Origin of the sequence: Pseudothioglobus sp. nBUS_23, assembly GCF_051201565.1 — a bacterium.
GTDB lineage: Bacteria > Pseudomonadota > Gammaproteobacteria > PS1 > Pseudothioglobaceae > Pseudothioglobus.
Map to the genome: position 1 here is coordinate 1,217,753 of NZ_CP179200.1, position 15,288 is coordinate 1,233,040.

Below are 15,288 nucleotides of genomic sequence, written 5' to 3' on the forward strand. Positions count from 1 at the left end.
TTTGTTTAAGCAAAAAAAATGACGCAATTGCGTCATTTTTTGAATTGGAGAAATTAAAGTTTATTCCTCTTCTTCCTTGACTTCTAGATTGTCAGATTCTACTTCTGAATCAAGTTTTGCCTGAGACAACTCTTCATTAACCTCATTCATCTTTGCTTCGTCTGCTAATTTTTCCTGAGCATTGAGCTCTTCTTCCATCGCATACTCTTCAGTGAGAATCGATGCATCAATTAAACCCGCCTCAATCTCTCTTAGAGCTAGAACAGTTGGCTTGTCCTTTGCAACATCTAGGGTCGATCTAAATCCACCAGAGTTGAGTTGGTGTGCACGCTTTGCTGCAACTAAAACCAACTCAAATCTGTTTTGTACCTTGTCTAAACAATCTTCAACTGTAACTCTTGCCATAATCTTGATATACCTTTTGGGGTGAATGCTAAAATACAGTATTTTACTTTATTACTTAAACCATGGAAAGACTTATTGTGCTTGATACCGAGACAACTGGGATCGATCCGCAAGAGGGGCATCGTATTATTGAAGTGGGTGCTGTTCAAATTGAGAATAGAGAAATCACAAATACTGAATTTCATAAATACGTCCAACCCAATCGCATAGTTGGAGATTCAGTAAAAGTTCATGGTATTACAGATAAGTTTTTGATTAATAAACCTCAATTTAATCAGATTTCAGATGATCTTCTCTCATTCATTGAAGGTTCAACTTTGATTATTCATAATGCTCCATTTGATTTAGGATTTCTAAACCACGAGCTTAAGCTAAATGGAGTTAAAACTAAAGTTGAAGATTTGTGTCCTGTCATAGATACTCTTGAGTTATCAAAAGAGCAAAGGCCAGGAACCATGCACAATCTAGATGCCCTTTGTCGACGATTTGGAATTGACACTAGTGCAAGGACAAGACATGGTGCTCTTCTTGATGCCCAAATACTTGCTCAAGTTTATTTAGCAATGACTGGGGGTCAATCAAACCTTTTTCAAGAAACTCAAAACAATGAGCCTCAAATCTCTCACCCCTCAATGATTAAAAAAAATAAATCAAATAAGGAAAAAATCAAGGTAGTTTTTGCCAATGAAGAAGAAACAGAACTCCATCTAAACTATTTCAAAAATTAATAAAATCTACCTCAGATAATTAACTCAAAATTGATTTAATTAAGCATTGACTAAGAAGGGTATGACAGTATAATTACTCACCTTCGGAGTGTAGCGCAGTCTGGTAGCGTATCTGGTTTGGGACCAGGTGGTCGGGGGTTCAAATCCCTCCACTCCGACCAAAATTTAATTTTTAAAGTGCAAGCCTATACTTTATTAAAGCAAAGTTATCGCGCCCATAGCTCAGCTGGATAGAGCAACGGCCTTCTAAGCCGTAGGTCATACGTTCGAATCGTATTGGGCGCGCCACTTTTATTATGGCGGGAATAGCTCAGTTGGTAGAGCCCCGGATTGTGATTCCGGTTGTCGCGGGTTCGAGCCCCGTTTCTCGCCCCACTCCATTTTCAAAATTTTTTGGTATACTCTCTAGCAGTAAAAATAATCTCAGATTCTTATGAAAACCTTTAAAGTCTTTAGTCATCCAACTAAAGAAGTAAAAGCAGTAAAGACAGGTTTTGCATGGCTAGCAATACCATTTGTGACTTTCCTTCCTTTCCTTCCAGTATGGTTTTTATTTCGTGGTCTTTGGAAGATTTTCATTGCCTACATTCTAACCATTCTTATTCTTGCAAGCATAGATTATGAAATCTATGGTGAATTAGGTTTTTTTAATTTCTCAAATTCAAATGATCTTCAGATAATTATTGTAATCATTGAAATGGTTATCCTTCTACTTCCAGCCTTTAAAGGAAATGAGTGGACATCAATAAACTTATTGAATAAAGGATACAAATTATCATTTACAGTTCAAGCTTCAAACAAAAAGGAAGCACTAGAGTTAGCTCAAAATAAAAAGATTGATTACGATAGGATTTATTGAAGACAAAAAAAATCCCATCAAAATAATGGGATTCTTAGAGCGTAATAAGAGAGAATTAGAAAATACTTGTCACTGCTCCCCAAATACCGCCCACTACATTTCCAACTCCATTAACTGCAGCAGCAGGAACAGCCATAATAGTGTCCATACAACCACTAACAAGCAAAGCTAAAACAGCAACAAATAAAAATCTTAATTTCATTTTTTAAACTCCTTAAATATTTCGAAATTTCATTATAAAGTACTTTAAATTACTTATCCAATCAAATTAGAAATTTAATGATCTTAGCTATTAAATTACTAAATAGCTCAATTTAGAGTATATTTTAAGATTAGATGATCAAAAATAATTAAATATGCAATTTCTCTTTAGACATATATCATTAATCTTAATTATACTTTTCTCTGTAAATTCTTTTGCAACTTCACTGACTGAAGATGCTCAAAATCGCGGAATTAATGAAACCTGCTCTAACTATCTTGAACAAATAGAATCTTCATACGGACTTAGCGGGTTAAATATTACTTTTGCACATCCAGAAAACCCATCTTTACTTCCATCCCTGCACATATCTGCTCAACAGTATAATAATGGCAGCTCTTCTTTCTCTGCAACTTTAATGCCAGATGATGAATACTGCTATCTATCCACTGTTTTAGTAACAGCAATAAACAACCAATCATGTTCTGAGATTACTCAGGTTAAGTCAGAGAATGATGAAAATTTGAAAGTATCTTTTTATGCAGATGGTAATTACACTATTCTTACCCCTTCTGATGACTCCTTTCAGGCAATTCTTACTTCATCAGGTGACAATAGCTGCACAATGACTGAAACAAGAATGATGTGGCCTGGAAAATAATAAAATTAATCTCTTTTATTGAAAATTCATTAATATCACATAATTAAAGGGTTAATTCTTTATATAATATTTTTAAATAAATATTAAGGAATAAATTAATGCAAAGAATACTCCTCTTTTTACTGACTAACATTGCAATAATGGTGATCTTAAGCATCACTCTGAGGATTCTTGGAGTCGATAGCCTTTTGATGCAGAATGGAAGCGATTTAAACATCAATGCACTAGTCATTTTTTCTGGAGTTTTTGGCTTTGGTGGAGCTTTTATTTCACTTGCCATTTCTAAGTGGATGGCAAAAAGAATGACTGGTGCAAAAGTTATCTCGAGCCCCTCAAACAATATCGAAAAATGGCTTATTGAAACTGTTGAAAATCAATCTAAAACAGTAGGTATCAAAATGCCTGAAGTTGCTATTTTTCCTTCTAACCAAATGAACGCATTTGCAACTGGTGCTTCAAAGAACAATGCCCTAGTTGCAGTTTCTCAAGGTTTACTTGATAATATGACTCAGGGAGAAATTGAGGCTGTCTTAGGTCATGAAATGAGTCATGTTGCGAATGGTGACATGGTGACTCTAACCTTGATTCAGGGGGTGGTCAATACTTTCGTTATTTTCTTTTCACGAGTCATTGGTCACATTGTAGATCGGGTCATTTTAAAAAATCAGCGTGGCTATGGCATTGGCTACTTTGTTACAACTATTTTTGCACAAGTAATCCTGTCCATTTTGGCTAGTGTTATAGTGATGTATTTCTCAAGAAAAAGAGAATATATTGCTGACACGGGTGGGGCTGATTTAGCTGGACATCAAAATATGATTAATGCTCTTAAAAGACTTGGTCAAAAAGAACCTGAAGCACTGCCAGAACAACTAGCAGCATTTGGCATAGGGGAAAAACCAAAGTCCAATCGTTCTCAATTATGGTCCTCACATCCGCCTATAGAAGACAGAATTAGAGCGCTTGAAAAAAGAGCTCAACAGTTAAATAAATAAAACTGATGGCTATCTCTATTAAGTCAGCAAATCAAATTGATAAGATGCGAACAGCTGGAAAGCTTGCATCTAGCGTATTAGAAATGGTTGGTGACCATGTTAAGACTGGAATAACTACAGAGAAAATTGACCAAATTTGTCATGACTTTATAGTGAATGACCTTGACTGCATCCCAGCTCCACTCAATTACAACGGCTTTCCAAAGTCGATATGTACATCTGTTAATAACGTTGTATGCCATGGAATACCTAGTGAAAAAAAATTAAAAAAAGGTGACATTATTAACATAGATATCACAGTTATAAAAGACGGATACCATGGTGACACATCTAAAATGTTTATTGTCGGAAAACCTAGCGTAAAAGCTCAGAAAATTTGCAATGTAGCTAGAGATTCAATGATGCTAGGAATTGACATGGTTAAGCCTGGAATTCATTTAGGTGAAATTGGTAAAGTTATTGGAGATTATGCACACAGCAAAAACTGCTCAGTTGTTAGGGACTATTGTGGTCACGGAATTGGAGAGGTTTTTCATGAATTACCCCAGGTTATTCATTATGATGATGGCAGAATCAATCAAAGCCCTATTCTAGAGCCAGGTATGACCTTTACGATAGAGCCAATGATAAACCTTGGAGGATATGAGGTAGTCACATCAAGAATAGATGGCTGGACCGTTACCACAAAAGATAGATCTCTCTCAGCCCAATGGGAACACACCATTTTAGTGACTGAAACCGGTCATGAAATCCTAACTCTTCGCACAGAGGAAACTAATTAATAACCTATTCAGATTCACCCTCTGAGTTTTAAATTACTACTCCAGCTTGTGTTAAAATAACCGTTTTTTAGACTTACTTATTTAGTTCTGTGAAGCGCTTAAGAAATTACTTTATATCTGGGCTCCTTTTTTGGATTCCATTAGCCTTAAGTGTGCTGGTTATTAAATTCTTCTTAGAAGTTGTTAATAACTTAGTCCCTACCAGGTTGCTACCTGAATCCCTACTTAACTTGGATACAACAATACCTGGATCAGGAATTATTCTTGTTATTTTCATTATTCTAATCACTGGAGCATTAGTAACAAATATCATAGGTAGAAAGCTAGTAGATCTTTGGGAAAGAGTTCTCAATAAAATTCCTGGCTTTAGAAATATTTATAATGCTCTTAAGAAAATTTCATCCACAGTTCTCAATACTTCTAGCGATAGCTTTAGAAAAGCCTTTTTAATTCAATATCCTAGCAAAGGGATTTGGGTTGTTGCCTTTCAATCTGGTGACTATGAGGGTGAAGTTAAAAATATCATTGGAGAAGAGGTAATCAATCTATTTGTTCCAACGACACCTAACCCTACTTCAGGGTTCTTTGTAATGATGCCTAAGAAAGATGCCTATGAATTACAAATGACAGTCGAAGAGGCTTTCAAGTTAGTTATCTCAGCTGGAGTTGTCACTCCTGAAAATTTAAAGATTAAGGAGAAGAAATGAGAACGCATTTTTGTGGGGAATTAAGTAAAGCAAACCTCAACGATGAGGTCAAACTTTGCGGCTGGGTTAACAGAAGGCGTGATCACGGAGGAGTAATATTTCTCGATGTCAGAGATAAAAAAGGAATCTCACAGGTAGTTATTAACCCTGAAACAGCTGAGACTTTTAAGGTTGCTGAAACCATCAGAAATGAGTTTGTACTGCAAATTACTGGAAAAGTTCTTGCTAGAGACTCAGAGATGGTCAATAACAAAATTCCAACTGGTGAAATTGAGGTTCTTGCTCAGCATATTGAGATTTTGAACAACTCAAAGCCAATGCCATTTCAGCTTGACTCTATGGAAACCTCAGAAGAAGTCAGGTTGAAGTATCGCTACTTAGACCTTCGAAGAGATGAGATGCAAAAGAGACTTCGCCTAAGATCTAAAGTGACTCACTTTATGCGTGATTTTATGGATAAGAACGACTTCCTCGATATAGAAACTCCTTTTTTAACCAAAGCAACACCTGAAGGTGCTAGAGATTATCTTGTCCCCTCGAGGACACATGAAGGCAGCTTTTTTGCCCTTCCACAGTCACCTCAGCTGTTCAAGCAGCTCCTGATGATGTCTGGTTTCGAAAGATATTACCAAATTGTTAAATGCTTTAGAGATGAAGACTTAAGAGCAGACAGGCAGCCAGAATTCACTCAGCTAGATGTTGAGACCTCATTCATGAATGAAGAAGAAATTACAACGCTCATGGAAGAAATGATTAGAGGTCTTTTCTCAGAGGTTGGTAATGTTGAGCTTCCATCTAAATTTCCTTCAATTTCTTATGCTGAAGCAATCAAGCTTTATGGCGTTGATAGGCCTGACCTCAGAATTCCACTCCTTATGGTTGATGTCAATGAAGTGGTAAAAGATGTTGAATTCAAAGTTTTTTCTGGGCCCGCGAATGATAAAAAAGGAAGGGTTGCGGCTCTTAAAGTTGATGGTGGCGCCTCAATCAGTCGTAAACAAATTGATGATTACACCAAATTTGTTAGTATTTATGGTGCCAAAGGACTTGCATACATCAAGCTGAATGAAGATGGCCCCTCATCACCAATCATTAAATTTTTAGGGGATGATGTCACCCAAAAAGTTATAGATTTGACTGAGGCGAAAACTGGAGATATTATCTTTTTTGGTGCAGACAAATCTAAAGTTGTTAATGAAGCATTGGGCAACCTTAGGGAGAAACTGGGCCATGATTTAAACTTATTCAACAAAGAATGGGCGCCAGTTTGGGTCATGGACTTTCCAATGTTTGAGGTGTCAGATGATGGCTCATTGAACGCAATTCACCATCCATTTACTGCTCCAAGCATCGACTCAAAATCTTTAAAAAACAATCCCGAAGAGTCACTCTCAAGAGCCTATGACCTTGTAATTAACGGCTCTGAGGTTGGAGGTGGGTCTATAAGAATTCATCAAAGTGATATGCAAAAAACTGTCTTAAACCTTTTAGGTATTGATGATGAAGAAGCAAGAGAGAAATTTGGCTTCCTATTAGATGCTCTAGATTATGGATGCCCTCCGCATGGAGGAATAGCTTTTGGACTCGATAGACTAGTCATGACTCTAAGCAAAACTGAATCCATCAGAGACGTTATCGCTTTCCCTAAAACTCAAACAGCAGCTTGTCTTCTTACTGATGCACCATCTGTTGTTTCCAAGTCTCAACTCAAAGAATTAAATATTAAGGTTGCCCTACCAAAAAATCAGTAATGCAAAACATAGTTATAGATCAATCTATTGAAGAGTCAATTAAAGAAGCGCTCAAGCAGAATAACGCCACCCTAGTGGCTCACTATTATGTAAGCGCCGACCTTCAGACTTTAGCTGAAGAGACTGGCGGAATTGTATCAGACTCTCTTGAAATGGCTCGATTTGGTCAAAACAGTGATGCTGGAACTATCATTGTTGCTGGAGTGAAGTTTATGGGAGAGACTGCTAAAATCTTATCTCCAGAGAAAAGGGTTTTAGTTTTAGATGAAAAAGCTACGTGCTCTCTAGATTTATCCTGTCCAATCAAAGAATTTTCTGAGTTTTGTGATCTTAATCCTGATCACGAAGTCGTTGTTTACGCAAATACTTCTGCAGAGGTTAAAGCCAGAGCTGACTGGGTGGTTACATCTGGGAGTGCACTCAAAGTAGTTCAGAAGTTACATAGCGAAGGAAAAAAAGTGCTCTGGGCACCTGACAAACATCTTGGTCATTATGTGCAGTCTATGACTGGAGTTGAAATGCTGATGTGGGATGGTGCGTGTATTGTTCATGAGGAATTCAAAGCAGAAGGCTTGAAAAGACTTATGGAGCTTCATCCAGAAGCTGGCATTTTAGTTCATCCCGAATCGCCTAAAGAAGTCATAGCTCTCGCAGACGTTGTTGGCTCAACAACTCAACTAATTAATGCAGTATCCTCAAGACCAGAAACAACTTTCATAGTGGCAACAGATAATGGCATTTTTCACAAAATGAAAGAGATTGCCCCTCAAAAAAAATTAATTGAAGCCCCTACCATGGGTGAGGGAGCAGACTGCGAGTCTTGCGCTCATTGCAACTGGATGGCTATGAATAGTCTTGAAAAGTGCCTTGAAACTCTTAATACTGGACAAAATGAAATTCTCATTGATAGCGAAGTTATTGATAGAGCAAAGCACTCAATTCAACGCTTACTAGACTTTACAAAGTAATGTTTTTATTGGAGATATTGATAAAAAATGGCAGGACATAGTAAATGGCACAATATTCAGCATCGAAAAGGCGCTCAAGATGCTAAGCGTGGAAAAATTTTCACAAAGCTGATTAAAGAAATTGTAGTTGCTGCAAAGATGGGTGGTGGAGTGATTGAAAACAACCCTTCACTTAGGACTGTGATTGATAAAGCACTAGCTGCAAACATGAAAAGAGACACCATCGATAACGCCGTGAAAAGGGGTTCTGGTGACCTTGAAGGGGAAAATTATGAGGAAATTCGCTACGAAGGTTATGGACTTGGAGGCACAGCCATAATGGTTGACTGCCTTACAGATAATAAAAATCGAACTGTCTCTGATGTTAGGCACGCCTTCTCTAAAAACGGTGGTAACCTTGGGACAGACGGCTCTGTTTCCTATATGTTTTCAAAGCAAGGATTTATAAGCTTTGCATCTGGCGATGAAGATACAATCATGGAAATAGCAATTGAATCTGGGGCAGAAGATATAGTCATCAATGATGATAACTCAATCGATGTAGTCACCTCACCAGAGAATTTTTTTATTGTTAAAGATGCATTATTAGCCAAAGATTTAACTCCAGACCATTCAGAGATTACTATGGAACCTGCCAATAGAGTTGAGCTCAACGTTGAAGATGCAGAAAAGTTTATGAAACTCATAGATAGACTAGAAGACCTTGATGACACCCAAGACGTCTACCATAACGCCGATATTTCAGATGAGATTCTATCTGAACTATGATTTCTTTTCACACCGGGATTCAGGCACTCAGAAAATTTAAAGTCAACTCACTTAATGAAAGATTTCAAGCTTTATTCCCAGACCTAGAACTTATTGGAACTGAATACATTCACTTTATACAGTCAGATAAAGATTTAAATCAATCTAACAAAAAAGCGCTCTATAAGCTTTTAGATTACGCACCGGGAGTTAACTTAGTTAATTCTAAACACAAGATAACAATTACTCCTCGAATTGGTACCATTTCACCTTGGTCATCCAAGGCGACTGATATTTGTAAGCTTTGCGGTTTGTCTGTGGTTTCAAGAATTGAGAGAGGGATTAACTATCATTTTGATAGAGCAGTTAGTGCAAATGAACTAGCCACTATATTAGAGCTAGTTATGGATAAGATGACTGAATCTGTCCTTAATGACATGAATGATTCAGATTTATTATTCAATGAATTTATGCCAAATAAATTCGACACAATTGATATTTTAAGTCAAGGTAAATCTGCAATTAATAGGGCTAACAATGAACTTGGACTTGCACTAAGTCAGAGCGAAATAAATTATCTTTTTGATAGCTTTGTAGCCATAGAGAGAAACCCTAGAGATATTGAGTTGATGATGTTTGCTCAAGCAAACTCTGAGCACTGTAGACACAAAATTTTCAATGCAGATTGGACTATTGACTCTGAAAAACAAGCAATTTCTCTCTTTGGAATGATTAAAAATACTTACAAACAAAACCCTGAAGGTTTATTGTCAGTTTACAGCGACAATTCAGCAGTCATGAATGGATATGCTTCAAGCTACTTTGAAGCAAATGAAGAAGGCATATATCAGAGTTCTGTTGCTGAAAAAGCAGTCCTAATGAAGGTCGAAACGCATAATCATCCTACAGCAATTGCACCGGACCCTGGCGCTGCTACAGGCTCAGGCGGAGAAATCAGGGATGAAGGCGCCACAGGAAGAGGGTCTAAGCCAAAAACTGGTCTATGCGGCTTTTCAGTCTCAAACTTAAAGATTCCAAATTCAGTTCAGCCATGGGAAAAAGATTATGGCAAACCAAGTCAGATCTCCTCTGCATTAGAAATCATGATTGATGGCCCTATCGGCGCCGCATCATTCAACAATGAATTTGGAAGACCCAATACTTGTGGTTATTTCAGAACATACGAACAGAAAACAAATAATGGTGAAGTGAGAGGTTATCACAAACCAATCATGCTGGCTGGTGGCATCGGTAACATCAAAACAAATCATGTTGAAAAGGGTTTGATTTCTGACGGAGATAAAATAATTGTTCTGGGTGGTCCGGCAATGCTAATTGGACTTGGTGGTGGTGCAGCATCAAGTATTGGCAGTGGGGATCAAAACGAAAGCCTTGACTATGCTTCTGTCCAAAGGGCAAATCCAGAAATGCAAAGACGATCTCAAGAAGTCATAACTGCTTGTACTAACCTTGGTGAAAAAAATCCAATTGTATCTATACATGATATTGGCGCAGGTGGACTATCAAACGGGATTCCTGAGCTCGTCAATGACTCAAAGAAAGGTGCAAAGCTTCAATTAAGGTCGATACCCAATGACGAGTTTAAAATGTCTCCACTTGAAATTTGGTGCAACGAGTCACAAGAAAGATATGTCATCGCAATTAAAGAGGAAAGTATTAATCTTTTTGATCAAATTTGCCTGAAAGAGAGAGCGCCCTATGCTGTTTTAGGAAGTGCTACAGACGACAGGCATTTACTTTTGGAGGACTCTCACTTTAAAAACAAACCGATTGATCTTAAGATGTCACTTCTATTTGGATCATCCCCCAAAACTCACAAAGATGTCGAGTCTTTACCGAATATTGAAAAAGCATTTAATCCATCAAATATTGAACTTGAAGATGCCATTAAGCGCTTACTTAATCTTCCAACGATTGCCAGTAAAAACTTCCTCATTACAATTGCTGATCGATCTGTAACTGGACTCATCGCAAGGGACCAAATGATTGGACCATGGCAAGTCCCTGTAGCTGACTGCGCAATTTCACTCTCAGACTATGAAGGCTATCAAGGTGAAGCAATGTCTATCGGAGAAAAAACTCCACTATCTCTTATCAATGCTGCTGCTGCTGCAAGAATGAGTGTTGGAGAGGCATTAACCAATTTACTAGGTGCTTACATTGAAGATATTAATCATATCAATCTATCGGCAAACTGGATGTGTGCTAGTGGGCATCCTGGAGAAGATGCAAAACTTTTCGAGGCAGTTAAATCAATTGGTATGGAACTTTGCCCTCAACTTGGCTTGACAATTCCAGTAGGTAAAGACTCTATGTCAATGAAAAGCTCTTGGAGTGAAGACAATGAAGAGAAATCTGTAACTGCGCCACTATCACTCATCATCAGCGCCTTCTCTAAAACTCCTGATGCAAGACTGCAAATGACTCCTCTACTCAGCACTGAGTTAAATTCTGAGTTATTCTTGATTGACCTTGGGCTCGGTAAAAATAGGATGGGTGGCTCTTCACTTGCACAAGTTTTTAATCAAATTGGTAATGAGGCTCCAGACCTTGATAATCCAAAACTTTTTGCTAAATTCTTCTCAGCAATGAACGCTTTTAATAAATCAGGTCTGATTAGCGCTTTTCACGACCGATCTGATGGAGGTGTACTGATCACTTTATTAGAAATGGCATTCGCCTCAAGATGCGGATTGGATATCAGAGTATCAGACCCTATAGCTGATCTGTTTAATGAAGAGCTTGGATGCATCATACAAGTCAGTAATCATAATCAAGCAACTGTCTTAAAAGAACTAGCTAAAATTGGTCTCAAAGACCATACCAAATCTATTGCTAAGATTACTGAGTCTGACGAGATTATAATCTATCATAACGATCTTAAAGTTTATGCAGATCGCAGAGATAACCTTCAGGAGTTATGGTCTTCGACGTCTTATCAAATAGCCAAACTAAGAGACAATCCAGAGTGCGCTAAATCTGAAAATTCTGAACTATCTAGAACTTCAAGTGGTCTTATTAGCTCACCCAGTTTTGACATCAATGAAACGATCACTGCCCCCTATCTTAACCAAGGAGTAAAACCAAAAATTGCAATTCTAAGAGAGCAAGGAATCAATGGCCACATCGAAATGGCAGCAGCATTTTCTAAAGCCGGTTTCGAAGCAAATGATGTCCATATGAGTCAAATTCTATCTGGAGAGATTTCTTTGTCAAAATTCAAAGGATTGGCTGCTTGCGGTGGATTCTCCTATGGCGATGTTCTTGGAGCTGGAAGAGGATGGGCCAACTCCATTCTTTTAAACCAAAGAGCCAAAGATGAGTTTTCAGAATATTTTCTTAGAAGTGATAGCTTTACTCTCGGAGTCTGTAATGGCTGTCAAATGATTTCAAATCTTCAAGAAATTATTCCTGGAACTGACAATTGGCCTTCATTTGAAAGAAATACATCAGAGCAGTTCGAAGCCAGATTTACTGGAGTTAAAATTAACCATTCAAACTCAATACTATTTAATGGTATGCAGGACTCAGTCATGCCAGTTGCCATTGCTCATGGCGAAGGTAGAGCCTCCTTCAAGTCAAAATTAGCTGAAAATAATATTACAATGCAATATGTTGACCATTCTGGAAACTCCTCTCAAATTTATCCGCATAACCCTAATGGCTCTGAAAATGCAGCTGCCGCGATCTGCGATGAATCAGGAAGGATTACAATTATGATGCCTCATCCAGAGAGGGTTTTTAGAGCAGTCCAGAACTCTTGGCACCCTAATGATTGGAAAGAGCGCTCGCCATGGATGAGAATGTTTGAAAATGCCAGAGCATGGATCAATTAATTACATTCATATGAATCCCAATAAAATCATTAGAAGCAAGCGTAAAACCCTCAGCCTCACGATTAATGAAAATGCTGAGCTCATTATTCGTGCACCTAAAAGACTCTCTATTGAAAAAATTCAAGATTTTATAAATGAAAAAGAAAACTGGATTAATAGAAAAAAAAGATTAATTGAAAATCAAATAAAAGATGTTACAAGTAATCATAACAAGCTTCTGTATTTAGGTACTCTTTTTCCAATCAATGTAGAACAGAATGCGTCAAAAGAGCTTTTTTTTACCGGTGAAGAGTTTATTGCTAATTCAATAGAACCAGACTCTCTGTCATTATCTATCAAGAAATGGTACAAAAATAAATTTAAAGAGATAGCTCTGCCTAGAGTTGCATACTTTGCTAATAAACATAATTTGATGGTCAACCAGGTCAGAATAAAAAACCAGAAAACTATGTGGGGATCATGCTCTTCTAAAAACAACATTAACCTTAACTATCTTTTATTAATGGCTCCAATGGGTGTCATTGACTACGTCATAGTTCATGAATTAGTCCACACAATACACAGGAATCACTCTACTGACTTCTGGGACTCAGTTGAATCAATAATGCCTGAGTTTCAAGAACACAAACGCTGGCTTAAAAAAAATGGCTACAAGTTAAGAAGGATTTGAGAGTTAATTAGCTATTAAACTTTTCAACAGCTTCTTGCATGGCATCTTTCAGGGTATCCTGCTCAGCCATTTCTATGATGATGTCTCCACCACCAACAAGTTCAGAATTGAAATATATTTGTGGAAAAGTTGGCCAATCAGCAAAGTCAGGTAGGCTTTGAAAGACCTCTTGATCTTCAAAAACATTGACGTAAGCAAACTCTACACCAGTAGAGGCAAGTGTTTGAGAGGCTCTAGCAGAGAAACCACACTGAGGGAATTGTGGAGTACCTTTCATGTAAATGACAATTGCTGCGCTATCGACTTGCTTTTGAATTTTTTCTAATACTTCCAATTTACTTCTCCGATTTTTTTTTGTTATTTTAATCTAGTATTTAAATCACTGTACACAATCATTCAAGAATTATTGTTTTACAGCTTGCGAAATAATGTATTTTTGCCCTTGCTTAATTTTTTTATAATTACCGAAAACTGACTTAAAGTTACTCTTAATGAAATCTTTCAGCCCATTGATTGTAACAACTGTAATTTTGCCACCTGACTCAAGGGCGTCAAAGGCATCATAAAGTATGATTGAAAGCTGCTCTCTTCCAACCTTTGCAGGAATATTTGAAATAATTTGACTAAACTTTATCTCACTTGGGACGTGCGTAAACGCATCTGAGAGATATGCTTTTGCGTTAACAATACCATTTCTCTTTGCATTTTCATTTGCAAGCTCAACAGCAATAAAATCCTTGTCTACCATGTGTACTTGGCCCTTATGGCATTGTCGAGCTAAAGCAAGACCAATGGGGCCATAACCACACCCTAAATCTAAACATACATCACCCTCATCAGCACTGATATATTTCATGAGTAAAAGAGTTCCATCATCAATTGATCGTGGACTAAAGACTCCCCATCGTGTATGCAAATTTAATTTCGTACCCAATAACTCAACATCTAAAATAATGTCTTTTTTGAGCTTTGAAATATCTTTTCTTTCAAACATTTAAACCTTTTCAAATAAATATTACCTGTGTTTATTTTTTACAACGATAGCGTCATCTCCAATATGCTCTTCGCCTCTCTTTTTAGCTAGCTGAACTTGTTTTTCTCTTTCTCTATAGCGCCTTAACTGGTCTGAATTTTTGGTTCCAAAACATCTTGGGCATGATGCTCCTTTCTCATAATGAGGATGCTTAGTGTCCTCTTCAGTAATTGGAAATCGACATGCGTGACACTGATCATATTGACCTTGCTCTAAATTATGTTTAACCGCAACCCTGTCATCAAAAACAAAGCACTCTCCTTCCCATAAGCTCTCTTCCTCTTTAACCTCTTCAAGATATTTAAGAATACCACCCTGCAGGTGAAAAACATTTTCATAGCCCTTAGACTTGAGATAGGCTGTAGATTTTTCGCATCGAATACCCCCAGTACAAAACATTGCAATTTTCTTGTTTCGATACTTCTCAAGAGTATTTTTTGTAAAACTTGGAAATTCTCTAAAAGTCTCAGTATTAGGGTTGATAGCGCCCTGAAAGCTACCAATTTCATATTCATAGTTGTTTCGAGTATCAATTAATACGACATCGGGATCATTGATTAAATTATTCCAGTCTTTTGGCTTCACGTATGTCCCAACTGAATGGGTTGGGTCTATTTCTGTTAAGCCCATGGTTACTATTTCTTTTTTTAATTTAACCTTAAGTCTTCTAAATGGAATTTTTTTACTATATGAAAATTTGTATTCAAGACCATGAAATCTCTCATCAGCTTGCAAATAGTCAAGAACATTTTCAAGACTCTCTTTGCTTCCTGAAATAGTTCCATTAATGCCCTCTCTGGCTAGCAAAAGAGTGCCCTTAACTGACAACGAATCTAGAAATGACCTCAGAGGTTTCTGAATATCCTCAAAATCATCAAGTCTAGTAAACTTATATAAAGCACAAATGGCATGCATTTTTCAGA

General features: G+C 37.4%; 16 protein-coding genes and 3 tRNA genes. 14 read left to right on the forward strand and 5 right to left on the reverse strand.

The window, feature by feature from the left end:
* Positions 1-60: 60 nt before the first annotated feature.
* A complete protein-coding gene (gene rpoZ / locus ACMAZA_RS06205) occupies positions 61-405 on the reverse strand; it encodes a DNA-directed RNA polymerase subunit omega (protein WP_435187940.1) in 345 nt (114 codons plus the stop codon).
* Positions 406-467: 62 nt separating this feature from the next.
* Here rpoZ and dnaQ point away from each other — a divergent pair, with 62 nt between their 5' ends.
* The 5 genes from dnaQ (at position 468) to ACMAZA_RS06230 (ending at position 1,992) form a co-directional block, all read left to right on the forward strand.
* Positions 468-1,133, forward strand: a complete 666-nt coding sequence (gene dnaQ / locus ACMAZA_RS06210) for a DNA polymerase III subunit epsilon (protein WP_435187941.1) — start codon at positions 468-470, stop codon at positions 1,131-1,133.
* Positions 1,134-1,217: 84 nt separating this feature from the next.
* Positions 1,218-1,294: transfer RNA gene (locus ACMAZA_RS06215), tRNA-Pro, on the forward strand.
* A 50-nt stretch (positions 1,295-1,344) separates the two neighbouring features.
* Positions 1,345-1,421: transfer RNA gene (locus ACMAZA_RS06220), tRNA-Arg, on the forward strand.
* 11 nt (positions 1,422-1,432) lie between these two features.
* Positions 1,433-1,508: transfer RNA gene (locus tag ACMAZA_RS06225), tRNA-His, on the forward strand.
* A gap of 58 nt (positions 1,509-1,566) precedes the next feature.
* A complete protein-coding gene (locus tag ACMAZA_RS06230; protein ID WP_435187943.1) occupies positions 1,567-1,992 on the forward strand; it encodes a hypothetical protein in 426 nt (141 codons plus the stop codon).
* Positions 1,993-2,047: 55 nt separating this feature from the next.
* On the opposite strand, the gene ACMAZA_RS06235 is transcribed toward ACMAZA_RS06230, so the two are convergent.
* Positions 2,048-2,194 carry a hypothetical protein gene (locus ACMAZA_RS06235; RefSeq protein ID WP_435187944.1) on the reverse strand — a complete coding sequence of 49 codons (147 nt, stop codon included), beginning with the start codon at positions 2,192-2,194 and terminating at the stop codon, positions 2,048-2,050.
* A gap of 154 nt (positions 2,195-2,348) precedes the next feature.
* Between ACMAZA_RS06235 and ACMAZA_RS06240 the strand changes: the two genes are divergently transcribed.
* The 9 genes from ACMAZA_RS06240 to ACMAZA_RS06280 all read left to right on the forward strand — a co-directional run bounded on the left by ACMAZA_RS06240 (position 2,349) and on the right by ACMAZA_RS06280 (position 13,332).
* Positions 2,349-2,855: a hypothetical protein gene (locus ACMAZA_RS06240; RefSeq protein WP_435187946.1), complete on the forward strand. Its 507-nt coding sequence runs from the start codon at positions 2,349-2,351 to the stop codon at positions 2,853-2,855.
* A 98-nt stretch (positions 2,856-2,953) separates the two neighbouring features.
* On the forward strand, positions 2,954-3,850 hold the full coding sequence (htpX, locus tag ACMAZA_RS06245) for a protease HtpX (protein WP_435187948.1): 897 nt from the start codon (positions 2,954-2,956) through the stop codon (positions 3,848-3,850).
* 5 nt (positions 3,851-3,855) lie between these two features.
* Positions 3,856-4,632 (forward strand): type I methionyl aminopeptidase, encoded by a 777-nt coding sequence (map, locus tag ACMAZA_RS06250; protein ID WP_435187949.1) that lies wholly within the window; start codon positions 3,856-3,858, stop codon positions 4,630-4,632.
* 89 nt (positions 4,633-4,721) lie between these two features.
* Entirely contained in the window at positions 4,722-5,339 is a 618-nt protein-coding gene (locus ACMAZA_RS06255) for a DUF502 domain-containing protein (RefSeq protein WP_435187951.1), read from the forward strand.
* Positions 5,336-7,090, forward strand: coding sequence for an aspartate--tRNA ligase (gene aspS, locus ACMAZA_RS06260; protein WP_435187953.1), 1,755 nt, complete (start codon positions 5,336-5,338; stop codon positions 7,088-7,090). The genes ACMAZA_RS06255 and aspS overlap by 4 nt, the downstream gene beginning before the upstream one ends.
* Positions 7,090-8,058, forward strand: a complete 969-nt coding sequence (nadA, locus tag ACMAZA_RS06265) for a quinolinate synthase NadA (protein ID WP_435187955.1) — start codon at positions 7,090-7,092, stop codon at positions 8,056-8,058. Before aspS ends, nadA begins: the two co-directional genes overlap by 1 nt.
* Positions 8,059-8,085: 27 nt before the next feature.
* Positions 8,086-8,826 carry a YebC/PmpR family DNA-binding transcriptional regulator gene (locus ACMAZA_RS06270; RefSeq protein ID WP_435187957.1) on the forward strand — a complete coding sequence of 247 codons (741 nt, stop codon included), beginning with the start codon at positions 8,086-8,088 and terminating at the stop codon, positions 8,824-8,826.
* The gene (gene purL / locus ACMAZA_RS06275; RefSeq protein ID WP_435187959.1) at positions 8,823-12,662 is read left to right on the forward strand and encodes a phosphoribosylformylglycinamidine synthase; all 3,840 of its coding nucleotides are present in this window, start codon (positions 8,823-8,825) and stop codon (positions 12,660-12,662) included. Before ACMAZA_RS06270 ends, purL begins: the two co-directional genes overlap by 4 nt.
* A complete protein-coding gene (locus ACMAZA_RS06280; RefSeq protein WP_435187960.1) occupies positions 12,640-13,332 on the forward strand; it encodes a M48 family metallopeptidase in 693 nt (230 codons plus the stop codon). The genes purL and ACMAZA_RS06280 overlap by 23 nt, the downstream gene beginning before the upstream one ends.
* A 7-nt stretch (positions 13,333-13,339) precedes the next feature.
* Here the strand turns inward: ACMAZA_RS06280 and grxD are convergent, their stop codons facing one another.
* The 3 genes from grxD to ACMAZA_RS06295 all read right to left on the reverse strand — a co-directional run bounded on the left by grxD (position 13,340) and on the right by ACMAZA_RS06295 (position 15,280).
* A complete protein-coding gene (gene grxD, locus ACMAZA_RS06285) occupies positions 13,340-13,666 on the reverse strand; it encodes a Grx4 family monothiol glutaredoxin (RefSeq protein WP_435187961.1) in 327 nt (108 codons plus the stop codon).
* Positions 13,667-13,735: 69 nt separating this feature from the next.
* Positions 13,736-14,326: a class I SAM-dependent methyltransferase gene (locus ACMAZA_RS06290; protein WP_435187963.1), complete on the reverse strand. Its 591-nt coding sequence runs from the start codon at positions 14,324-14,326 to the stop codon at positions 13,736-13,738.
* 21 nt (positions 14,327-14,347) lie between these two features.
* Positions 14,348-15,280, reverse strand: a complete 933-nt coding sequence (locus ACMAZA_RS06295) for a rhodanese-related sulfurtransferase (protein ID WP_435187964.1) — start codon at positions 15,278-15,280, stop codon at positions 14,348-14,350.
* Positions 15,281-15,288 lie beyond the last annotated feature (8 nt).

Coding starts and splice junctions, on each gene's coding strand:
- rpoZ (WP_435187940.1), bottom strand. CDS start 405: ATGGCAAGAGTTACAGTTGAAGATTGTTTAGACAAGGTACAAAACAGA.
- dnaQ (WP_435187941.1), top strand. CDS start 468: ATGGAAAGACTTATTGTGCTTGATACCGAGACAACTGGGATCGATCCG.
- ACMAZA_RS06230 (WP_435187943.1), top strand. CDS start 1,567: ATGAAAACCTTTAAAGTCTTTAGTCATCCAACTAAAGAAGTAAAAGCA.
- ACMAZA_RS06235 (WP_435187944.1), bottom strand. CDS start 2,194: ATGAAATTAAGATTTTTATTTGTTGCTGTTTTAGCTTTGCTTGTTAGT.
- ACMAZA_RS06240 (WP_435187946.1), top strand. CDS start 2,349: ATGCAATTTCTCTTTAGACATATATCATTAATCTTAATTATACTTTTC.
- htpX (WP_435187948.1), top strand. CDS start 2,954: ATGCAAAGAATACTCCTCTTTTTACTGACTAACATTGCAATAATGGTG.
- map (WP_435187949.1), top strand. CDS start 3,856: ATGGCTATCTCTATTAAGTCAGCAAATCAAATTGATAAGATGCGAACA.
- aspS (WP_435187953.1), top strand. CDS start 5,336: ATGAGAACGCATTTTTGTGGGGAATTAAGTAAAGCAAACCTCAACGAT.
- nadA (WP_435187955.1), top strand. CDS start 7,090: ATGCAAAACATAGTTATAGATCAATCTATTGAAGAGTCAATTAAAGAA.
- ACMAZA_RS06270 (WP_435187957.1), top strand. CDS start 8,086: ATGGCAGGACATAGTAAATGGCACAATATTCAGCATCGAAAAGGCGCT.
- purL (WP_435187959.1), top strand. CDS start 8,823: ATGATTTCTTTTCACACCGGGATTCAGGCACTCAGAAAATTTAAAGTC.
- ACMAZA_RS06280 (WP_435187960.1), top strand. CDS start 12,640: ATGCCAGAGCATGGATCAATTAATTACATTCATATGAATCCCAATAAA.
- ACMAZA_RS06290 (WP_435187963.1), bottom strand. CDS start 14,326: ATGTTTGAAAGAAAAGATATTTCAAAGCTCAAAAAAGACATTATTTTA.
- ACMAZA_RS06295 (WP_435187964.1), bottom strand. CDS start 15,280: ATGCATGCCATTTGTGCTTTATATAAGTTTACTAGACTTGATGATTTT.